At 54.6% G+C, this 19,400-nt stretch carries 22 protein-coding genes; 21 read left to right on the plus strand and 1 reads right to left on the minus strand.

Annotated elements, in window-relative coordinates:
• Positions 1 to 4 precede the first annotated feature (4 nt).
• The 8 genes from mnmG (at position 5) to BUA65_RS04005 (ending at position 6,629) form a co-directional block, all read left to right on the plus strand.
• Complete coding sequence (gene mnmG, locus BUA65_RS03970; protein ID WP_072867476.1) at positions 5 to 1,915, plus strand: tRNA uridine-5-carboxymethylaminomethyl(34) synthesis enzyme MnmG; 1,911 nt, start codon at positions 5 to 7, stop codon at positions 1,913 to 1,915.
• Between the two features lie 193 nt (positions 1,916 to 2,108).
• Positions 2,109 to 2,828, plus strand: a complete 720-nt coding sequence (gene rsmG / locus BUA65_RS03975; RefSeq protein WP_072867477.1) for a 16S rRNA (guanine(527)-N(7))-methyltransferase RsmG — start codon at positions 2,109 to 2,111, stop codon at positions 2,826 to 2,828.
• Positions 2,829 to 2,922: 94 nt separating this feature from the next.
• Positions 2,923 to 3,075: a DUF1540 domain-containing protein gene (locus BUA65_RS03980; protein ID WP_072867478.1), complete on the plus strand. Its 153-nt coding sequence runs from the start codon at positions 2,923 to 2,925 to the stop codon at positions 3,073 to 3,075.
• Positions 3,076 to 3,183: 108 nt separating this feature from the next.
• The gene (locus tag BUA65_RS03985; RefSeq protein ID WP_072867479.1) at positions 3,184 to 3,945 is read left to right on the plus strand and encodes a ParA family protein; all 762 of its coding nucleotides are present in this window, start codon (positions 3,184 to 3,186) and stop codon (positions 3,943 to 3,945) included.
• Positions 3,938 to 4,813: a ParB/RepB/Spo0J family partition protein gene (locus tag BUA65_RS03990; protein WP_072867480.1), complete on the plus strand. Its 876-nt coding sequence runs from the start codon at positions 3,938 to 3,940 to the stop codon at positions 4,811 to 4,813. Before BUA65_RS03985 ends, BUA65_RS03990 begins: the two co-directional genes overlap by 8 nt.
• 250 nt (positions 4,814 to 5,063) lie before the next feature.
• Positions 5,064 to 5,519, plus strand: a complete 456-nt coding sequence (locus tag BUA65_RS03995) for a hypothetical protein (protein ID WP_072867481.1) — start codon at positions 5,064 to 5,066, stop codon at positions 5,517 to 5,519.
• Between the two features lie 112 nt (positions 5,520 to 5,631).
• Positions 5,632 to 6,279, plus strand: a complete 648-nt coding sequence (locus BUA65_RS04000; protein WP_072867482.1) for a phosphoribosyltransferase — start codon at positions 5,632 to 5,634, stop codon at positions 6,277 to 6,279.
• Positions 6,280 to 6,398: 119 nt separating this feature from the next.
• Entirely contained in the window at positions 6,399 to 6,629 is a 231-nt protein-coding gene (locus BUA65_RS04005; protein WP_072867483.1) for a YkuS family protein, read from the plus strand.
• A 19-nt stretch (positions 6,630 to 6,648) separates the two neighbouring features.
• Here the strand turns inward: BUA65_RS04005 and yyaC are convergent, their stop codons facing one another.
• Positions 6,649 to 7,254: a spore protease YyaC gene (gene yyaC, locus BUA65_RS04010; RefSeq protein WP_072867484.1), complete on the minus strand. Its 606-nt coding sequence runs from the start codon at positions 7,252 to 7,254 to the stop codon at positions 6,649 to 6,651.
• Positions 7,255 to 7,379: 125 nt separating this feature from the next.
• On the opposite strand from yyaC, the gene BUA65_RS04015 reads away from it, so the two are divergent.
• The 13 genes from BUA65_RS04015 (at position 7,380) to dnaB (ending at position 19,244) form a co-directional block, all read left to right on the plus strand.
• Positions 7,380 to 8,459, plus strand: a complete 1,080-nt coding sequence (locus BUA65_RS04015; RefSeq protein ID WP_341349605.1) for a YkvI family membrane protein — start codon at positions 7,380 to 7,382, stop codon at positions 8,457 to 8,459.
• A gap of 68 nt (positions 8,460 to 8,527) precedes the next feature.
• The gene (locus BUA65_RS18150; RefSeq protein ID WP_072867486.1) at positions 8,528 to 9,142 is read left to right on the plus strand and encodes a CvpA family protein; all 615 of its coding nucleotides are present in this window, start codon (positions 8,528 to 8,530) and stop codon (positions 9,140 to 9,142) included.
• A 67-nt stretch (positions 9,143 to 9,209) separates the two neighbouring features.
• Entirely contained in the window at positions 9,210 to 10,604 is a 1,395-nt protein-coding gene (locus BUA65_RS04025; protein ID WP_072867487.1) for an aminopeptidase, read from the plus strand.
• An 18-nt stretch (positions 10,605 to 10,622) separates the two neighbouring features.
• The gene (locus BUA65_RS04030) at positions 10,623 to 11,516 is read left to right on the plus strand and encodes a mechanosensitive ion channel family protein (RefSeq protein WP_084062032.1); all 894 of its coding nucleotides are present in this window, start codon (positions 10,623 to 10,625) and stop codon (positions 11,514 to 11,516) included.
• On the plus strand, positions 11,494 to 11,703 hold the full coding sequence (locus BUA65_RS04035) for a DUF951 domain-containing protein (RefSeq protein ID WP_072867488.1): 210 nt from the start codon (positions 11,494 to 11,496) through the stop codon (positions 11,701 to 11,703). The genes BUA65_RS04030 and BUA65_RS04035 overlap by 23 nt, the downstream gene beginning before the upstream one ends.
• Positions 11,704 to 12,097: 394 nt before the next feature.
• Entirely contained in the window at positions 12,098 to 12,385 is a 288-nt protein-coding gene (rpsF, locus tag BUA65_RS04040; protein WP_072867489.1) for a 30S ribosomal protein S6, read from the plus strand.
• An 86-nt stretch (positions 12,386 to 12,471) separates the two neighbouring features.
• Positions 12,472 to 12,891 carry a single-stranded DNA-binding protein gene (locus tag BUA65_RS04045; RefSeq protein ID WP_072867490.1) on the plus strand — a complete coding sequence of 140 codons (420 nt, stop codon included), beginning with the start codon at positions 12,472 to 12,474 and terminating at the stop codon, positions 12,889 to 12,891.
• 102 nt (positions 12,892 to 12,993) lie between these two features.
• On the plus strand, positions 12,994 to 13,227 hold the full coding sequence (gene rpsR / locus BUA65_RS04050; protein ID WP_013824528.1) for a 30S ribosomal protein S18: 234 nt from the start codon (positions 12,994 to 12,996) through the stop codon (positions 13,225 to 13,227).
• 215 nt (positions 13,228 to 13,442) lie between these two features.
• Positions 13,443 to 13,766, plus strand: coding sequence for a MazG-like family protein (locus BUA65_RS04055; RefSeq protein WP_072867491.1), 324 nt, complete (start codon positions 13,443 to 13,445; stop codon positions 13,764 to 13,766).
• Between the two features lie 4 nt (positions 13,767 to 13,770).
• Positions 13,771 to 14,754, plus strand: a complete 984-nt coding sequence (locus BUA65_RS04060) for a YybS family protein (protein ID WP_072867492.1) — start codon at positions 13,771 to 13,773, stop codon at positions 14,752 to 14,754.
• Entirely contained in the window at positions 14,751 to 15,200 is a 450-nt protein-coding gene (gene rplI, locus BUA65_RS04065) for a 50S ribosomal protein L9 (RefSeq protein ID WP_072867493.1), read from the plus strand. Before BUA65_RS04060 ends, rplI begins: the two co-directional genes overlap by 4 nt.
• A gap of 260 nt (positions 15,201 to 15,460) precedes the next feature.
• Positions 15,461 to 17,374 (plus strand): Lon family ATP-dependent protease, encoded by a 1,914-nt coding sequence (gene lonC, locus BUA65_RS04070; protein WP_072867494.1) that lies wholly within the window; start codon positions 15,461 to 15,463, stop codon positions 17,372 to 17,374.
• Positions 17,375 to 17,486: 112 nt separating this feature from the next.
• Positions 17,487 to 19,244 carry a replicative DNA helicase gene (gene dnaB, locus BUA65_RS04075; protein ID WP_072867495.1) on the plus strand — a complete coding sequence of 586 codons (1,758 nt, stop codon included), beginning with the start codon at positions 17,487 to 17,489 and terminating at the stop codon, positions 19,242 to 19,244.
• Positions 19,245 to 19,400: the final 156 nt, after the last annotated feature.

Genomic DNA, 19,400 nt, shown 5'->3' on the forward strand with positions numbered 1-19,400 from the left:
TTTCGTGGAATACGTGGCGGGAAAATATGATGTGATCGTCGTAGGGGCAGGCCATGCCGGTTGCGAGGCGGCCCTGGCCGCGGCCCGCATGGGCTGCCGCACTCTGGTGCTCACGTTAAATTTAGATAATGTGGCGTTGATGCCCTGCAATCCGGCCGTAGGTGGCCCGGCCAAGGCCCAATTGGTGCGGGAGGTGGATGCCCTGGGGGGCGAGATTGGCCTCAATACCGACCGCACGGCCATCCAGATGCGCCTGTTGAATACCGCAAAGGGACCGGCAGTGCGGGCCCTGCGGGCTCAGGCCGACAAGAAGCGATACCACTGGAGTATGAGGAAAGTTTTAGAAAGTCAGGAGCATCTGGACGTAAAGCAGGTTCTGGTGGAGCGTTTGCTGGTCAGGGGCGATTGCGTGGAAGGGGTTGTGGGAACAACCGGCGCCAAGTTCCTGGCCCCGGTGGTGATCCTTACCACCGGGACATATTTGAACGGCCGGATCATTATCGGCGACCTGGCCTATACAGGCGGTCCCAACGGCCAGTTTGCCGCCGTAGGATTGTCCGATTCTTTGCGGGAACTGGGTTTGGAACTGGGACGGTTTAAGACGGGCACTCCCGCAAGGGTGGACCGGCGGACCATAGATTTTAGTAAGCTGACCATCCAGCCGGGGGATGACCGTCTGCTAAATTTTTCCTTTGTTTCCCCCGTAACCCACCGGGAACAGGTGCCCTGCTGGCTTACCTATACCACTGCGGAAACCCATCGTATTATCCGAGAAAACCTGCACCGTTCTCCCCTGTTCAGCGGTTTCATCAAAGGGACGGGACCCCGCTATTGCCCGTCCATTGAAGACAAGGTGGTGCGTTTTGCCCACCGCGAGAGCCACCAGGTGTTCATCGAGCCTGAAGGCCTGGATACGGTGGAGATGTATGTGCAGGGTATGAGCACCAGCCTTCCTGAGGATGTCCAGCTGGCCATGCTGCGATCCCTGCCCGGCCTCGAAAAAGTTGAGATAATGCGCCCGGGCTATGCCATCGAGTACGATTACCTCATTCCCACCCAGTTAAAGCTTTCCTTGGAATGTAAGAACATCCGAGGCTTGTTCAGTGCCGGGCAAATTAACGGCACTTCAGGGTACGAGGAGGCGGCTGCTCAGGGCATTATTGCGGGCATTAATGCTGCCCGATTCATCCAGGATAAGGACCCTTTGATCCTGTCCCGGTCCGAGGCCTATATTGGCGTGCTGATCGACGACCTGGTCACCAAGGGCACAAACGAGCCGTACCGCATGCTTACCTCCCGGGCCGAATACCGGTTGCTCCTGCGCCAGGATAACGCGGATCTGCGGCTCACGGAAAAGGGTTACGAGGTGGGACTGGTCACTCCCGAACGGTACCGGGTCTTTGAAAAGAGGCGGCGTATGATTAAGGAAGAGGTTGACCGTTTGCGCCGCACCATGGTCACGGTGGATGAAAAGGTGCAGGCCGTGCTAGAAAATGCTGGTAGCTCATCACTGCAACAGCCCTCTTCTCTGGCCGCGTTGTTGCGCCGGCCCGAGATTACTTACCAGCACATTAAGGAAATCGATCCAGAAGTTCCCGGGCTCCCTGAGGATGTGGAAGAAGAAGTGGAGATCCAGATTAAGTATGAAGGTTACATTAAAAAGCAGCAGGCTCAGGTAGACCGGTTCGAAAAACTGGAGAACCGGCGCATTCCCGATGATATAGATTATAGCGCCATCAAGGGGCTATCTACCGAGGCAAAGCAAAAGCTGGAGCAAATTCGCCCCCGCTCCATTGGCCAGGCGAGCCGTATATCGGGGGTCAATCCCGCCGATATTGCCGTGCTCCTGGTGTACCTGGAGAGCCGCCACCGGGCGCAAAAGACAGAAGAAGGAAAAGGAGTAAATGTACAGTAGTGCCGTTTTGTTAACTAAGGCACTGCGTTGGCAAGAGTGAATGCTGGTGACGTCCGTCATCGAGAAGCGTCCTGTAGGGCCGGCCTTTACCCGGAGGATGAAATGGCCTCAGTTTTGCACAATATTGTATACTAACGGTGGATTGTCGGCGACTGGTTTTCTATGTGCCTGTGGCTTAAGGGGGTAATACTAATTGCATGAATTTAAGAGAATATTGCTAGCCGCCGCTGCCGCTTTGGGCCTGCCCATGACGGAAGCCATGTGCGACCGTTTTTTTCTTTATTACCGTTTGCTGATCGAATGGAACGAAAAGTTTAATTTGACCTCTCTGGTGGATCTCCGGGACGTAGTCGTAAAACATTTTATTGATTCTTTGACCTGCCTGCTGATCTACAACCCCGTCGCTGGTGCTCGCCTTATTGATATTGGCGCCGGTGCAGGTTTTCCTGGTTTGCCGGTGAAAATTGTGTGCGAGGACCTGCGCTGCACCCTGATTGAATCTTCGGCTAAAAAAGCTGTTTTTTTGCGCCATGTGACTGCATCTTTGGATCTGGCAGATGTGGAGGTAGCTTGCGGCCGTGCCGAGGAACTGGCCCACCGTGTTTGTTACCGGGCTTGCTTTGATCTAGCCCTGGCCAGGGCGGTAGCTCCGCTGCCCGTGCTTCTCGAATATGCACTTCCTTTTTTAAAAATTGGCGGCTTTTTTATTGCACTTAAAGGCCCGGCGGTGCATGAGGAGCTGCCCGCCTGCGGGAATGCCTTGAATGTTCTGGGTGGTAGTGTAAAAGAGGTCAAAACAGTTTTTTTGCCTATAACAGGTGACATGAGGAAACTGGTTGTAGTTGAAAAGACAGGACCTACCCCGGCAAAATATCCACGCCGACCGGGCGTCCCGCAGCGCCGTCCGTTGTAGGCTTTTCCTGTGGTAGATTATTTTACAAAAAAGTTTTTTACCATACATAAATTATAAAAAGGCAGGGCAATATATCTCTGGAGGTGAGAGTTCTTTGGCACAGCAAATTAAATGTTCAGTTTCGGAGTGCCAGTTCAATAGCGATTTGGTTTGCGGCGCTCCGATGATTCAGGTTGACCGTAATGGTGTTAGTAAAGCCAATCATTCTCCCCAGACCAAATGTGAAACTTTTAAGCCTCGTAGTTAATGCTGGAAAATGGCCGCTGTTTTAGATGGCGGCCATTTTCTTTGCAGGAACAGCTGCTCGTTTTGTTGAATATTTGCCCACATGAACCAGTTGAAGGAGTGGTTACCATTGGGAAAGACCATTGCCATTGCCAATCAAAAAGGAGGTGTTGGCAAGACAACTACGGCAGTAAATCTGGCGGCATGGCTTTCCCTTATGGGAAAACAGGTCCTTTTGGTGGATATTGATCCCCAGGGTAATGCCACCAGCGGCTTGGGCATTGATAAAGACCAGCTGGATTCTTGCATTTACGATGTAATCATTGGAGGAAGAGAATTGTCCAGTGTGGTTGTAGACTCCTCCGTTCCCGGTTTAAAGGTGATCCCGGCCACCATTGAGCTGGCCGGAGCCGAAATTGAGCTGGTTTCCATGGTCGATCGGGAGCGCGTCCTGCGTAAGGCATTACAACCCGTTCAGGAAAAATTTGATTATATTTTTGTGGATTGTCCTCCCTCCCTTGGATTACTTACTTTGAATGCTTTGGCAGCCGCCAATTCGGTTTTAATTCCCATACAATGCGAATACTATGCTCTCGAGGGGGTTGGTCAGTTAATGAATACCATTCATCTGGTTCAAAAGCGTTTAAACCCCCGGTTGGAGCTGGAAGGAATATTGTTGACCATGTTTGATGGGAGGACCAACCTGAGTATACAGGTGGTAGAGGAAGTTAAAAAATTTTTTCCCGGCCAGGTTTACAGAACCATAATTCCTCGTAATGTTCGCTTGAGTGAGGCCCCCAGTCACGGACAGCCGATCATGATTTACGATCGCCGTTCCCGGGGGTCGGAGGTTTATCATGAGCTGGCTAAGGAAGTGATGGGCATTGAGTAAGAAACGCGGTCTTGGCAGAGGGCTGGGCGCTTTAATTCCTGTGGTGCAATCCGAAGGTGAGGGTTCGCTCCAGGAGATCCGGGTTGACGAAGTGCAGCCGAACCCCCGCCAGCCCCGCCAGGCCATTGACCAGGAAAAAATTCAAGAGCTTGCGCTTTCCATACAGGAGCATGGCGTTGTACAGCCCATTGTGGTCCGGCCGGTTCCGGGTGGCAAGTATGAAATCATTGCTGGTGAGCGTCGCTGGCGGGCCTGCCGTGTGCTGGGTCTGGAGTTTATCCCGGCCATCATCAGGGATTACGACGACCTGGAGGCTTCGGCCATTTCTTTGATTGAAAATGTGCAGCGAGAAGACTTGAACCCTCTGGAAGAAGCTGTGGCTTACCGCCGGTTGATTGATGAGTTTGGGCTTACCCAGGAAGATATCGCCAGGCTGGTGGCAAAGAGCCGTTCATTTATCGCCAACACTTTGCGTTTGCTGAGTTTGCCCCCTGAAGTTCAGGATATGCTCAGTGCGGGTTTGCTTACGGCTGGCCACGCCCGGGCCATCCTTTCCCTGGACGATGCGGCCACGCAAATTGCCGCCGCCCGTGAAGTGGTTACCGGTGGGTTAAATGTCCGTGAAACCGAGGAACTTATCCGCCGTTTTACCGGCAGAGATGGTAAAAATCATGCGCCTGCACAAAAACAGGCCTCTCCTTCTTCCCGAAGTAAGGATGAGGAATTGGTATCTATGGAAGATATGCTTGGTGGTGCCCTGGGAACAAGAGTGCGTATTCATTCCCGCCGGGGTGGCCGGGGAGTTATTGAAATTGCCTTTGAGAGCCGGGCACAGCTGGAGGAAATTGTTAATCTTCTTATGAATTAAATATTAGGTATTGTCGCAAAACCAGAAACGAAACGAGCGGCGGTTGTCTCTTAAGGAGCGACCCAGCACCACCATCACAAAGGCCTCGTTAGAATAGCTATTAAGCGCATGTGACCAGGGTACTCATAAAGGGAGTACCCTACCAGTGAGTGCTGGGCCGTCCCGGTTACTTATGCGACAGTATCTATTAAAGGTTTAAAAATGTTTCACGTGTTACATGACGGTGAAACAACAATATGGAGGGCTGGGTATGGATGATTTTAAACTGGGTTTTTTACTCGGACTGCTGGTGGGAGAGGGCCATTTTGGCGGTGACGGCAGGCAACCACAGATAACCCTGCGCATGCATGCGCGGCACCACCGCCTTTTTGAGTGGCTGACTGAAAACGTTCCGGGCTCGCGCCTGTACGGCCCGTATACCCATGGCGGCCGCAACTACTACCAGTGGATGCTCAGGGGCGAAAGCTTGAGAAAAATATTACCCCTTCTTGATGCGCTCCCAATTGCTGAAATTTCTCCAGTTACCCATGCCCGTTATGAAAAGATGAAGGCGGATTACGGCCTTTCCAGTGAAAGAAAAACAAAAAAAATAAAAAATACTTCTAAGGAGACACCCATGACACATCCAGCACCACCAACAGCAGATGATGATCCGGCGCCAAATAGGCTGCTTTCACCCGACCTGCCTCATGGGGCCTGCAATTGATTAAAAAACTCAATTTACAGAGATTTTACGTTTGATTACCACCGAATTTAAGCATACTCAGATTAGTGAATGAGCGACAGCTCCAGGATAGTAAAAAGGTGGTGATAACCCCATGGTTTTTGCCGACCGTGTTGAGGCGGGAAAAAAGTTAGCCATGGAATTGGCAGGTACCTGCAAGCAAAACGGTGTGGTGCTGGCTATACCCCGGGGCGGGGTGGTGGTGGGGGCGGAAATCGCCCGCATTCTGGGTATGACCCTGGACGTGATTATTCCAAGGAAAATTGGAGCGCCTCATAATCCGGAGGTGGCCATCGGAGCGGTGACCCAGGACGGCATAACATTCTTTAATAAACCACTACTTAATTTTCTAGAGCTGGAGGAAAAAGACCTGGCCAGGATGGTGGAACGAGAAAAAAGAGAAATTGAAAGACGTATGCTCTTGTATCGGGGCCAGATGGAGTACCCGGATTACAGCGGGCGGTGCATTATCGTTGTTGATGACGGCATTGCCACCGGCTACACGGTGAAGGCCGCCCTGCGCTGGATCCGGCAAAAATTTAAGCCGCAGAAGCTCATTTTGGCCGTTCCGGTGGCGCCGCAGGATACCCTGGACCGGCTGGAAGATGAGGTGGACCAGTTGGTGGTGCTGGAAACTCCGGATGATTTTTACGCCGTGGGACAGTTTTACCTTGATTTCAGCCAGACCACCGACCAGGAAGTGATCCAAATATTAAAAGAAAGAACGGCTCAACAGGCGTAAATCTTCGGCTCTTTCCCCCGCCTCACGGGCAAAGAAAGCAAAAGACGGGAACTTTACAACGGGGTGAGTTAAAAAAACACCTCCCGGTCATACTAACAGGGAACGGGAGGTGCATTTATGTGGCCAAAAAAATTGCCGTGGAAGAAAATTTGACGGGGTTGAGGGAGCTCCTAAGAGAGCAAGGTTATACGGTGGTAAACCCCGGCAGCGATGAAAATGTCCTGGCCATGGTAGTTACAGGGCTGGACAATAACGCCATGAACATGCAGGACATTACCACAAAGGTGCCGGTAATTGATGCGGCCGGGAAAACACCGGAACAGGTTTTAGCTCGCATCAAAGAACTGTAATAGAACGAGAAACCCGGGTTCAAATTTCCCGGGTTTCCCTTTTCGTACAGAGGGCTATGGTGTGCAATACCCCCTGTGCGATAACTTCGGCCATACGCATAACCAGATTCAACCTGGTGTTCTGCAGGACCAGGTACTCCATAAAACCGCCCACGTTAACAATGCCGGTGATGTGAATCTCACCAACTGGAGGCAGCTTTTTGTTTACCCCGGCTCCCGGATGAAGGGCGCCATCCCCGATGGTAACAAAGCCGACGCTGTCCACACTGCCCAGTGAGGCATCCACGGCGATCACCAGGGGATTCTGATGCACGCGGTAAATTTCATCCAGCTTTTCCTGCAAGTTGCTAGCATGAACAGGCTGGTCCAGCGTGCCGTAAACGGTGAAAAAATCCTGGTTGCTAGAGGCCAGCCTGGTGCCTACCAGCGGACCAAGACAGTCACCTGTGGACCGGTCGGTGCCAATGCACAACAAAACCAGAGGCTGGCCGGACAGTCCGCCGCATCGCTCCAGGCGGGTAAAAAGATCGTAGCCAAATTTTTTGGCCGCCATGGGGTCTTCTATATGAACCCTTGTCTTTCCGCCAGCCATGAAGTCTTGTATTTCCTGGGCCTTGTCAATCATCTTGGATTCCCCCTGATTTGCCAATAACTAGTATATTTATTTCCCCCCGGGTCCGGTATTATTCCTGGGAAGTTAATTTTGGGTCAAACTGTCACCTCCGCTGCATAGGAATGAAAAAGGGGGTGGTGGACTTGCCGGGTAGCGGTGGGTTCCGGCAATGGTTTCAGGTTAGCGCCCTTTATGTCGGCACGGTGATTGGAGCCGGGTTTGCGTCCGGCCAGGAGATCACGCAGTTCTTTATTATTTTTGGAGAAAAAGGGCTCTGGGGCGTCAGTTTGGCCACGCTGCTCTTTGGGGTGCTGGGGTTTTTATTAATGACTTTCACTACGGCAGTCAGGTGCAGCAGCTATGTAGAACTGCTACCGCTCTTGATGGGGCGTAAGATCGCCCGGTTGGTGGACTGGCTGAGCCTGGCCATGCTGCCGGGAGGACTGGTCGTGATGCTGGCGGGCAGCGGCGCTTTATTCAATGAACAATTCGGCCTGCCTACGGAAGCGGGAACAATGCTAGCCGCGCTGATCACGGCTCTGGTTATTTTAGGCGGGCTGGAAGGGGTACTCTTATCCAACATGATCCTTGTGCCGGTGAAAGTATGCATTATCGCCCTGGTTTGCCTCCTGGCCGTCATTCACCACGGCGGGTGGCCCGAAATTACAAAGGCAGGCCAGCCACTGACAGGCACGGACCGTCACTGGCTCTGGTCAAGCGTGCTTTACGTTTCCTATAACATGGTCGTACCGCTGGCCGTATTATCTTCCCTGGGGCGCAACGTGGAACAAAGGCCGGGGGTTTTGGGCGGGGTTACCGGAGGGATTGCCTTGGGCAGCACGGCTGTCCTGGTCACCCTGGCGGGGCTGATTTATTATCCCCAGATCACTCGCTACCAGGTGCCACTTTTATGCATTGCGGGCGGACTGGGAGAAGGCTGGCGACACGGCTTGGGGGTGTTGATCTGGCTGGCTATTATAACCACTGCTATTGCCGACGCCCATGGCTTTGCCAGCCGCCTGGCACCCGGCGGAGGTATACCCTACCGCCTGGTGGGCCTGGGGACAATTTTGCTCTCCCTTCCCCTGGCCAGGATGGATTTTACCCTGCTGGTGCAATTACTGTATCCGCTATTTGGTTACGCCGGCCTGGTGATCATGGCCGGCCTCTTAATCGCGCCCTTCCGGTTAAAGTTGTACTTCAGGGATTGGAAATAGGAAGGAATCGGGCCACTGATGCGAGAAAAGAGAAGGAAAAGAAAACAAAGAAAGGGCGGTATGGGTGGGTGAACTGGCTAGATTTAGTCCTGCTATGGATAATTGCCTGGTCAACATGGCGAGGTATGCAAACCGGGTTGGTGGCCGGCCTTGCCCGGCTGTGTGGCCTGCTGGTTGGCCTGGTTCTGGCCAGGGAATTTCAAGCTCCTCTGGCGGCATACATCAGCCGGCAATGGCCCCTGGAGCAATGGCTTAATTCCTGGATTGCCTCCCCTGCCATTGGCTTGGCTCCCGGTTCCCTGACGGGATGGAACCGGTATCTGGCCCAGGGCCTGCTCGAAGTACTGTCATTTGTGGTCATTCTGCTGGTGGCGGCTCGCCTGATCGGATGGCTGGGGCAAATATTGGCCGGGGCAGCCAGGTTCAGCTTGCTCGGTCCTGTGGACCGGGCAGGCGGACTAGTTCTGGGTATTGTCCGGGGGGTATTGGCAGCAGGCGTATTATTAGCTGTGATCCTTGCCTTGAAAAATGCGGCCGGAACCTGGCTTCCCGGCGAACCCATACCCTGGCTTGCCCGGGCAGTGGAGGGTTCCCGCCTGATCCAATGGCTAGATCCGATTGTTGAAGAGTTGCAACAGCTCGTCCCTCTTCTGGTAAGTCGCTATACTAAAAACGGCACATGAAATGCTAAACTACCGTCAGCGGGGAAATAATACCCTCGGTAATTACATCAACAGGGGGAGTGGAAAAATGACCCAAAACATGGGGAATCAATCCGGCACCACGCCGGTTTGGGCAAAGCTGAATGGCCCGGAACAGGAGGCAGTGATGAACCTGGCGGAAGAGTATCGGCAGTTCATCTCCGCGGCCAAGACGGAACGGGAAACCATAGACCTGGCAGTTGCAACCGCCGGGGATAAGGGATTTGTTCTGCTGGAACAAAGGAGCGTCCTAGAACCGGGGGATCGGGTCTTTGCCACCTGGCGGGGCAAGTGCATGGCCATGGCTGTAATAGGTAGCGAACCCGTGGAAAAGGGTGTGAACGTTGTGGCTTCCCACGTGGACAGCCCCCGCCTGGATTTAAAACCCCGGCCGCTTTACGAGGAGGCGGACCTGGCCCTGTTCAAAACCCACTATTATGGAGGAATAAAAAAATACCACTGGGTTGGTATTCCCCTGGCGCTGCACGGGGTAGCGGTAAAGGAAGACGGGCAACTGGTTAAAGTGGTCATCGGGGAAAAGGAAACAGACCCCGTCTTCACCATAGCCGACCTGCTTCCCCACTTGGCCAGGGAGCAAATGGAGAAGAAAATGAACGAAGGGATCAGCGGCGAGGGGTTGAGCCTTCTGGTAGGAGGTTTCCCGGTAGACGACGGGGAAGTGAAGGAAAAAATTAAACATACTGTGCTCGATTATCTGAACCGGGAGTTCGGGTTACAGGAGGAAGATCTTATCAGCGCTGAAATTGAGGCCGTACCGGCCTGGCCGGCCCGGGACGTTGGTCTGGACGGAAGCATGATTGGGGCCTACGGACAAGATGACCGGGTGAGCGTATTTACCACCTTGAAGGCCATAGTGGACTTGCCTGCCCCGTCGAAGACGGCGGTGGCCCTTTTCGTAGATAAAGAGGAAATCGGCAGTGTGGGTAACACCGGGATGTACTCGGCCTTTTTTACCAATTTTGTAGCCGAGCTGACTGCCCGGATCGTTCCACGGTACAGCGAACTGGTTCTGCGGCGGATCCTGGCCAACTCCCGGGCCCTTTCAGCCGATGTGAATGCCGGGCTTGACCCCAATTACCCCGAGGTGATGGATAAGCTGAATACCGCCCGGCTGGGGCACGGGCTGGTTTTGACCAAATACACGGGCTCCGGGGGTAAAAAGGGGGCCAGCGACGCCCACGCGGAGTTCATGAGCCTGGTGCGCCGGCTGTTTAACCGCCACGGTGTGGCCTGGCAGAGCGGGCTTTTAGGCAAAGTAGATCAAGGGGGTGGCGGCACCATTGCCTACCTGCTGGCCCTACACGGCATGGATGTGGTGGACTGCGGGGTTCCCCTTTTGGGTATGCATTCACCCTTTGAGGTGGCCCACAAGGTGGACATATACATGGCGTACCGGGGATACCGGGCCTTTTATGAGGGCTAGAGGCGGAGGGTTGAACTGATGGAGGGCATTTGGGGATCAGCGTTGATTCAGGTGGCCGTGGCCCAGCTGATGGCCGTAGATTGGAGCAAAGTTTTCGGTACGGGGATTAAAATTCTGCTCATCCTCGTGCTGGCTTTCATAATCATGCGCCTGGGCGACGCGGCGGTAGAACGTTTTTTCAACAACTGGAACAAGCTTGGCCCGGTTGACAGCAGGCGGGCACAGACTCTGCGCACCCTGCTGAGAAGCGGCCTTCATTACACCGTCTACTTTATCGCCATGGTTACCATTTTGAACCTCTTCGGGGTGCGGGTAGAAGCCATCCTGGCCGGGGCCGGCGTGGTGGGCCTGGCCGTCGGCTTTGGCGCCCAGAACCTGGTCCGGGACGTGATTACCGGGTTTTTTATTCTGCTGGAGGACCAGTTTGCCGTGGGCGATTACATTACCGCAGCCGGGGTAAGCGGTACTGTAGAAGAGATGGGATTGCGGGTGACCCGCCTGCGGGATTTCGGTGGGGAACTACACATCATCCCCAACGGCCAAATTACCCAGGTCACCAATCACAGCCGGGGCAACATGCGGGCGCTGGTAGAAGTAGGTGTGGCCTACGAGGAAAACCTGGACCGGGCTATTGACGTCCTGCAAAAGGTCTGTGAGCAGGCCGCACGGGATATGGCTGACATCATTGCCGAAGGGCCCCACGTTCTAGGGGTGGTAAACTTCGGTCAATCAGATGTGGTAATCAGGATCATTGCCTACACCAAACCCATGCAGCAGTGGTATGTGGAGCGGGAGCTGAGGCGCCGGATCAAAGAAACCTTTGACCGGGAAGGCATCGAAATACCTTATCCCAGGCGGGTGGTGATGACCATGAGCGGGGGTGCAAGGAGTGATCAGGTTTCAGGTTGGTGATGTGGTGAGAACGCGCAAGCCCCACCCCTGCGGGGGTGATCAATGGGAAGTAATGCGCACCGGGATCGATTTTCGCATCAGGTGCCTCACCTGCGGGCGGGTGGTCATGATCCCCCGGCCGAAGTTCGAAAAAAGCGTGCGGGCAATTGTGCGCCCGGGCCGGGATGATAATCAAACAGACAAATGATGGGTTTAATATAAAATGACCGCCGTTTTGCACGAAGCGAGCGACCTTGAGCTGAGCAGGTGCCAAACTTAGCGAGACCGAGGGTGGAGACGGGGCCGAGGGCATGGATGCCGGGAATGGAGGTTGGAAAAAATTTGCCGGGAACCCCGCCGGAGCCCGAGGTCGAGCGCTAGTTTGGCCTGCGAGGCGAACGGAGCGAGCGCGTGCAAACGGCAGGCAAGTATTTTTTCAGGGCAGAGTCACCTACTGGATCTTGACACGGACGAATAGCAGCAGGTTGTTGCCATTTGGACATTATTATGCTATAATCTGGAGGTCAAATTTTTAACGTTATCCGCCCTGCTCTACCCCCAGGAGGGTAGGGCCAGCAGTCCAAAGGGAGGAGGTGTGTTCAGTGCGCAGCTATGAATGTGTTTTCATTCTGCGCCCGGATCTTGACGATGAAAGGGCCGGCGAGGTGGCGGAAAAGTTCAAATCCCTCGTGGAAAACCACGGCGGGGAAGTCACCAAGCTGGAAAAATGGGGCAAACGTCGCCTGGCCTACGAAATTGCCCATACCCGGGAAGGCCTGTACATGATCATGCATTTCAATGCCGCTCCGGAAGTAGCCCAGGAACTGGACCGGGTGCTCAAGATCACGGAAGACGTGCTGCGTCACATCATTGTGCGCCAAGCGGCTTAAAAAGAAAAAAATCTCCCGACAAACCGACCGGTTATGAAAGCCGGCCTGCCCTGCCGGGGAGAGATTAAACCCGAGGCGGTGGAAAGATGCTCAATAAGATCATTCTAATCGGGCGCCTGGTTAAGGAACCCGAACTGCGGTACACGCCCAACGGTGCGGCGGTGGCCAGATTTACCTTAGCGGTGGACCGTCCCTTTGCCAACCGGCAGGGGGAGCGGGAGACTGATTTTATTGACATCGTGGTCTGGCAGAAGCAGGCGGAAGTTTGTGCTCAATACCTGGGCAAAGGTCGGCTGGTGGCCGTAGAAGGCCGCCTGCAGATCCGCTCCTACGACGACAGCCAGGGGATACGGCGCAAGGCGGCCGAAGTAGTGGCCGAACAGGTGCGCTTCCTGGACCGGCCCCGGGAGGGTCAGGCTGCTGCGGGTGCCGGGGGCCATGATTTTGGTTTGGCTGATAGCGGATACAGTGAGGTTAATTTCAGCGAGGACGACATACCCTTCTAGCTACTACCTGAACACCTGGGGAATGGTTGTTCCGTAAGGGGGGACGGTCGAGCCCCCAGGTTTAGGAATAAATATATTGCCATGCGGTAAGGGGTGACTCAATTGGCCAAAAGGGAAAGGGGACGCCGGGGCAAGAAACGAATCTGCAACTTCTGTGTAGATAAAATAGACATTATCGATTATAAAGACGTACCCCGGCTGAAAAAATACATTACCGAGCGGGGTAAGATTTTACCACGGCGCATATCCGGAAACTGCGCCCGGCACCAGCGGATGCTGACCGTGGCCATTAAAAGGGCGCGGAACATAGCCCTCCTGCCATTTACAGCCGAGTAAAACACGAAGGGGAACTTGCCGGTTCCCCTTAATTTTTTTACACCATCATTTTGTTCTGCCGTCAGGGTTTGGTTCCTCGGTTATCAAAGGATCCCTGTCTTAAAATTCCCTACCAGCGGGGCCATCAAATAACAAGCCCGGAGTGATTGAAGGGGGCAGGAAAACCAGGGCCGTCTCGCGAAATATGTTCAGGATCATGTGAAGGGGGGCAGTCCATGTTCGGACCCCGTCACCATCAGGATACGGATATTGCCAAAAACATACGGGTAATTGAGTGGTTGAAGGCGGATTTGCTGGCTTCTCTATCTGCTTTGTTTAAAGCCATGCTGCGGGGCAATGAAGAACGGCTCATGGATGCCTTTAGCAGCATTATTATTACCTGTTACGTACTGGGGCGGCGGCTGGGGATTAGCTTTACCCGGATGGAACTCAAGCTGGAGTCCAAACTGCGCCAGGGTATCGAAGAAGGACACGAAATGGAACGGTGGTACGGAGATCTATCCGCCCTGCTGGCCCACCTGGTGGAAAAAAAGAGGTGATCCCTTGGGTTCCCGGTTGCACCATGATGCCCTGGTGGAGGGGGCGATTTTTGCCGGCCTGACGGTGGTCATCGCCCTCCCCGGTTTATTTATACCACCACTGTTTCTTTTGAGCAATCTCATCACCCCCTTGCCCCTGGCCCTGCTTGTACGGAGACGGGACCTCAAAACCGGTGCCCTGGCCTTGGTGGTGGCGGCGGCGCTTTTATACGTGCTTTACGGGCGGCCGGTCACCGTGCTGATAATGGTTATCCAGCTGGGCCCGCTGGGCCTTTTACTGGGGCTGCTTTTTAAAAACCATGTACGGGCCGGGCTTGCGGTAGCTACAGCCGCCGTGGTGGCGGCCGGATTGAGCCTGGTCACCCTGGTTCTGGGTTTTTGTATTACCGGCATCAATCCCCTGGCCATCGGACCCCAGATGCAACAGGGCGCAGAACATCTCCTCGAGTGGTACCGCCAGCACGGCTTTATCGAGCCGGGAATGGAAGAGGAGCTGCGCCGCCTGCTCCTGGAAATGATGCAATTGGCCGTTCTTTTACTACCGGCCAACCTGGTCATCTGGTCACTGGTTTCCACTTTCATCACCTATTACCTGGGGCAGGTGGTTTTCCGGCGCCTGGGATACGTGATCGCGCCCCTGCCTCCATTCAGGCAATGGCAATTTCCCTGGTATCTTGTGTGGATCTTGATCCTGGGGCTGGCCTTTTTCATGGGGGGTGATGCTCTGGAGAAGCAAGTTCTTTCCGCTATCGGAAAGAACCTTTTATACACCGGGGCCTTTCTTTACCTGGTTCTGGGGTTGGCTGTGGTCAGCTTTTATTTTGCCCGCTGGCAGCTCTCCAGGGCGGTAAAAATCCTGCTGACCGTGGCTTTGCTGCTGTACTGGCCCTTTGCAGTCCTCATGCTGATTACCCTGGGTCTACTGGATTCCCTTGTAAATATCAGGCACTCGGCGCATCACCGCGAAAAGGGAGGCGATGATAAGTGAAGGTCATTTTACTGGAAGACGTGAAGAATCTCGGTACCAGGGGTACCGTGGTGAATGTGAGCGACGGCTACGCCAGAAATTTTCTCATACCCCGGCGTCTTGCGGTAGAGGCCTCTCCGGGGAGAATGAAGGAGCTGGCCCAGCAAAAGGCCGCCGAGGCAAAGAAGCGGGAAGAGGCCGAAGCCCGAGCCAGGGACCTGGCCGCCCGGCTGGACGGGCTAACGGTGGAGATTAAGGCCAGGGTCGGCGAGGGCGGCCGGTTGTTTGGCGCGGTAAGCAGCAAGGACATCGCCGAGGCCCTGGAACGGCAGCACCAGATTGCCGTAGACAAGAAAAAGATCCTGCTCAAGGAACCCATCAAACAGCTGGGTGAACAAACCCTGGTGGTTAAACTTCACCCCAACGTACAGGCACAGGTCAAGGTAGCAGTGGTTCCCGCAGAATAATGGCAAATATTTCAGTAAAACCGTTATGAGGAGGATGCGGCGCTGTCCGGAGCGAACGACTTGCGAAACGCCGGTAACAGCACCCGGTGAACCCAGCACTCACCGGCAAAGATGCTCATTCCAAGGCAAATGCAAAAGGGAGTAGAAAATTTGACCTCCGCCGTATAGCTTATTCAGTGAGTGCTGGGCCGCATCCAACCGGGTTCACTGAATATTTACGAATAATGCAGCAAGGCACGTAGAAAGGAGAAACCGGGGCAATGAAAGTTTTTTTGCATAAATTCAAAGGCAGCAAGGAAGAACCCGGTACCAAGCTCAAGGGAGTGGAACAACTTCGCCGTCAGGTAAACGCCCTCTATGGCCTGGTGGCCAACATCTATGGTTCGGATAAACTGGTTTTGCGGGCCGGGAAACTAAATGTCCTGCATTTGATGCGCTCAGAACACCTGGAGGACAGGGTTCTGGCCCTTCAGAAACTGGTGTTTGAAGATCCCACCCTGGATACCGCGCCCGGCATAGAGGAGGTTCCGGCCATTTTAGAACAGATTGAAGATGAGATTGCGGATATCCTGGCCCGGCGCACGGTGGAAGATGAACTGGAAAAAAGAGTCAGTGAAAAGTTGCAGCAACGGCACGAAGAGTATGTAAAAGAAATTAAAATGCAGGTGCTCAAGGAAAATAGCGGCCCGGAAAACGCCCAGACTCTGAAAAAACTGGCCATACTGGAAAAGCTGGAGCAAAAGAAACTGGCCCGCTCAGCCATGGAAGTGCTCCGCCCGAGGAATTTTTCAGAACTGGTGGGCCAGGGAAGAGCTGTGAAGGCGCTGCTGGCTAAACTGGCCTCCCCCTTTCCCCAGCACATTATTTTGTATGGGCCGCCCGGGGTGGGTAAAACTACCGCTGCCCGGCTGGCTCTGGAAGCGGCCAAGAACATCACCGGCTCCCCCTTTGCCAAGGATGCTCCTTTTGTGGAGGTAAACGGCACCGCCCTGCGGTGGGATCCCCGGGATATAACCAACCCTCTTTTAGGTTCGGTTCACGACCCCATTTACCAGGGGGCGCGGCGGGATTTAGCCGACAGCGGTGTGCCCGAGCCCAAGCTGGGCCTGGTTACCGAGGCCCACGGCGGTGTCCTTTTCATTGATGAAATTGGCGAAATGGATCCCGTGCTGCAAACCAAGCTGCTGAAGGTGCTGGAGGATAAAAGGGTCTTTTTCGACTCCCCCTATTACGATCCCCATGATCCCGCGGTGCCCCAGTACGTGCGCAAGCTTTTTGAGGAAGGGGCGCCGGCTGATTTCATTTTAATTGGAGCCACCACCCGAGAACCGGAGGAAATTAACCCGGCCATCCGCTCCCGCTGCGCGGAAGTTTATTTTGAACCCCTTACGCCGCAGGATATCGAGCGCATCATCAGGCAGGCGGCGGAAAAACTGGGGGTGCGGATGGACGAGCAGGTTCCCGGGGTGATCAGCCAGTACACCATTGAGGGGCGAAAGGCAATCGGCATTCTGGCGGACGCCTACGGCCTGGCCTGCTACCGGGGTGGGGGAGAGGTGCGGGAAGAAGGCATTACCCTGGAGGATGTCCATGAGGTAATTCAGGCCAGCCGCCTGAGCCCCTACGTCCTGTATAAAGCCCGCCCGGAACTGGAAATAGGCAAAGTGTTTGGCCTGGGGGTAATGGGCTTTGTGGGCACCGTACTGGAAATCGAAGCGGTGGCCTTCCCGGCCCGCAACCAGGGTCAGGGCACCATCCGCTTTAACGATACGGCGGGCAGCATGGCCCGGGACTCCGTTTTCAACGCCGCTTCGGTGATGCGCAAAATTACCGGCGAGGACCTGGCCAGCTACGACGTGCACATTAACGTGGTCGGGGGAGGGCGCATTGACGGCCCCTCGGCCGGAGCCGCCATCTTCCTGGCCATTTTAAGCGCCATCCAGGAAAGACCCATTCCCCAGGACATGGCCATTACCGGGGAGCTATCCATTCAGGGGCGCATCAGGGGCGTGGGCGGCATCGTGGAAAAAATTTACGGTGCCCGCCAGGCGGGCATGCGTCGGGTGATCGTCCCCGCGGAAAACAAAAGCGATGTACCGTCCGGTCTGCAGGGGATAGAAGTCATTCCCGTGGCCACGGTGGAGGAAATGCTGCAGCATATTTTCACCAGATAGAAAGTGGGCAAGGGCGGCAGTAAACACCAAAGGAGTGGCTCGCAAAACTGCCGCCCAGGTAATTTCAACAAGTATTTTTAGTTTGCTTATCCGGGTGGACAGGTGAAGGACTGTGAATGAAAAAAGACCGCCGCAAAACATAGATGCGGAACAATCGGTGTTGGGGGCACTGTTTCTGGACCGGGAAGCCATACCCCGGGTAGCCCGGTTACTTAAGCCCGAGGATTTTTACCTGGAAGCTCACCGGAAAATATATGAGGCCATTCTCACCCTGGATGAAGCAGGCGAGCCGGTGGACCTGCTTACCGTGACCAACTACCTGCAGGAAAAAAAACTTTTGGAACTCATTGGCGGGGTTACCTATGTGGCCTCCCTGGTTAATGTCGTGCCCACCGCGGCCAATGTGGAGTATTATGCCCGCATTGTCGAGGAAAAGGCTATCCTGCGCCAGTTGATAGAAGTGGCCGAGAGGATCGCGGGTCTGGGCTATGAGGGCAGCGAAGATGTAGAACGGCTCATGGACGAGGCCGAAAGAATGATCCTGGAACTGGCGGCCCGCCGTTCCACCGGCCTGTTTGTTTCCATCAAAGAAATATTGCAGCAGATTTTCGAGTACATAGAAGAGCGCTATCGCAACAAGGGGACGGTCAGCGGCATTGCCAGCGGTTTTGCAGATCTGGACCGGCTGCTCTGCGGCTTCCAGCCCGGGGACTTGATTATTATTGCCGGGCGGCCGGCCATGGGCAAAACCAGCCTGGGCCTCACCATCGCCCACCAGGTGGCCTTGCAGCACCAGGTGCCGGTAGCTGTATTTAGCCTGGAGATGTCCCGGGCCCAACTGGTACAGCGGATGCTTTGTGCCGAGGCCATGGTGGACCAGCAAAAGGTGCGCAGCGGCTATTTATCCACAGAGGATTGGGCGCGCCTTACCAAGGCGGCGGCCCGCCTGGCCAAAGCCCCTCTGTACATAGACGACACAGCCATTCTTTCACCTCGCCAGCTACGGGCCAAAGCCCGCCGGCTACAGGCAGAAAAGGGCCTGGGGCTGATCCTGATTGACTACTTACAATTAATGCAGGGCAGCCGCCGGGCGGAAAACCGCCAGCAGGAGATCGCGGAAATCTCTCGCTCCCTGAAGGGGGTTGCTAAAGACTTGAACGTACCCGTACTGGCCCTGGCCCAGCTCAGCCGGTCGGTGGAACAGCGGCAAGACAAAAGGCCCATCATGTCCGACTTGCGGGAAAGTGGCTGCCTGGCCGGTGAAACACTGGTGCAATTAGCCAGTGGACACCGGGTTCCAATCAAGGATTTAGTTCGGGAAAAGCAGCCTGTAAAGGTTATGGCACTTAATGAAATAACATGGAAATTAGAGCCTGCCGCGGTTAGCAAGGTGTGGTGTACAGGGGTAAAACCTGTTTTTCGACTTTGTACCCAGCTGGGTCGTGAAGTGCGTGCTACGGCAAACCACAAATTCCGCACTTTAGAAGGGTGGAAATGCTTAGGTGAGCTACAGCCAGGAGAGTTCATTGCATTACCCAGGTCGCTGGAAAGTGATGTTTTTTGGGATCGAGTGGTAAGCATTGAGCCCGATGGTATTGAAGAAGTATATGACCTTGAGGTTCCAGGACACCACAATTTTGTTGCGGCCGATATCATAGTGCATAATTCTCTCGAGCAGGATGCGGATGTGGTCATGTTTATTTACCGGGATGAGTACTACCGGCCCGACACGGAAAAGCGGGGCATAGCGGAAATTATTGTGGCCAAACAGAGAAACGGCCCCACGGGGCTGGTGGAACTGGCTTTCCTGAAGGAATTCACCAGGTTCATGAACCTGGCCAAAGAGGAAGTACCGGGAGGGCCTGAATAGCAAGGTGTTCCGGTTGTAAAGAAGGGTTCCCCTTGCCCTGGTCCCTGTAATCTTCGCTGGTGACAACCGGGGAACTGTCGTTATGCGGAAATACACACAACTATGTCACTTCCGTGAACTGGGTGCGGTCCAGTGCCGGGAGATGCGTGTATCCCG

Source organism: Desulfofundulus thermosubterraneus DSM 16057, assembly GCF_900142025.1.
Lineage (GTDB): Bacteria > Bacillota > Desulfotomaculia > Desulfotomaculales > Desulfovirgulaceae > Desulfofundulus > Desulfofundulus thermosubterraneus.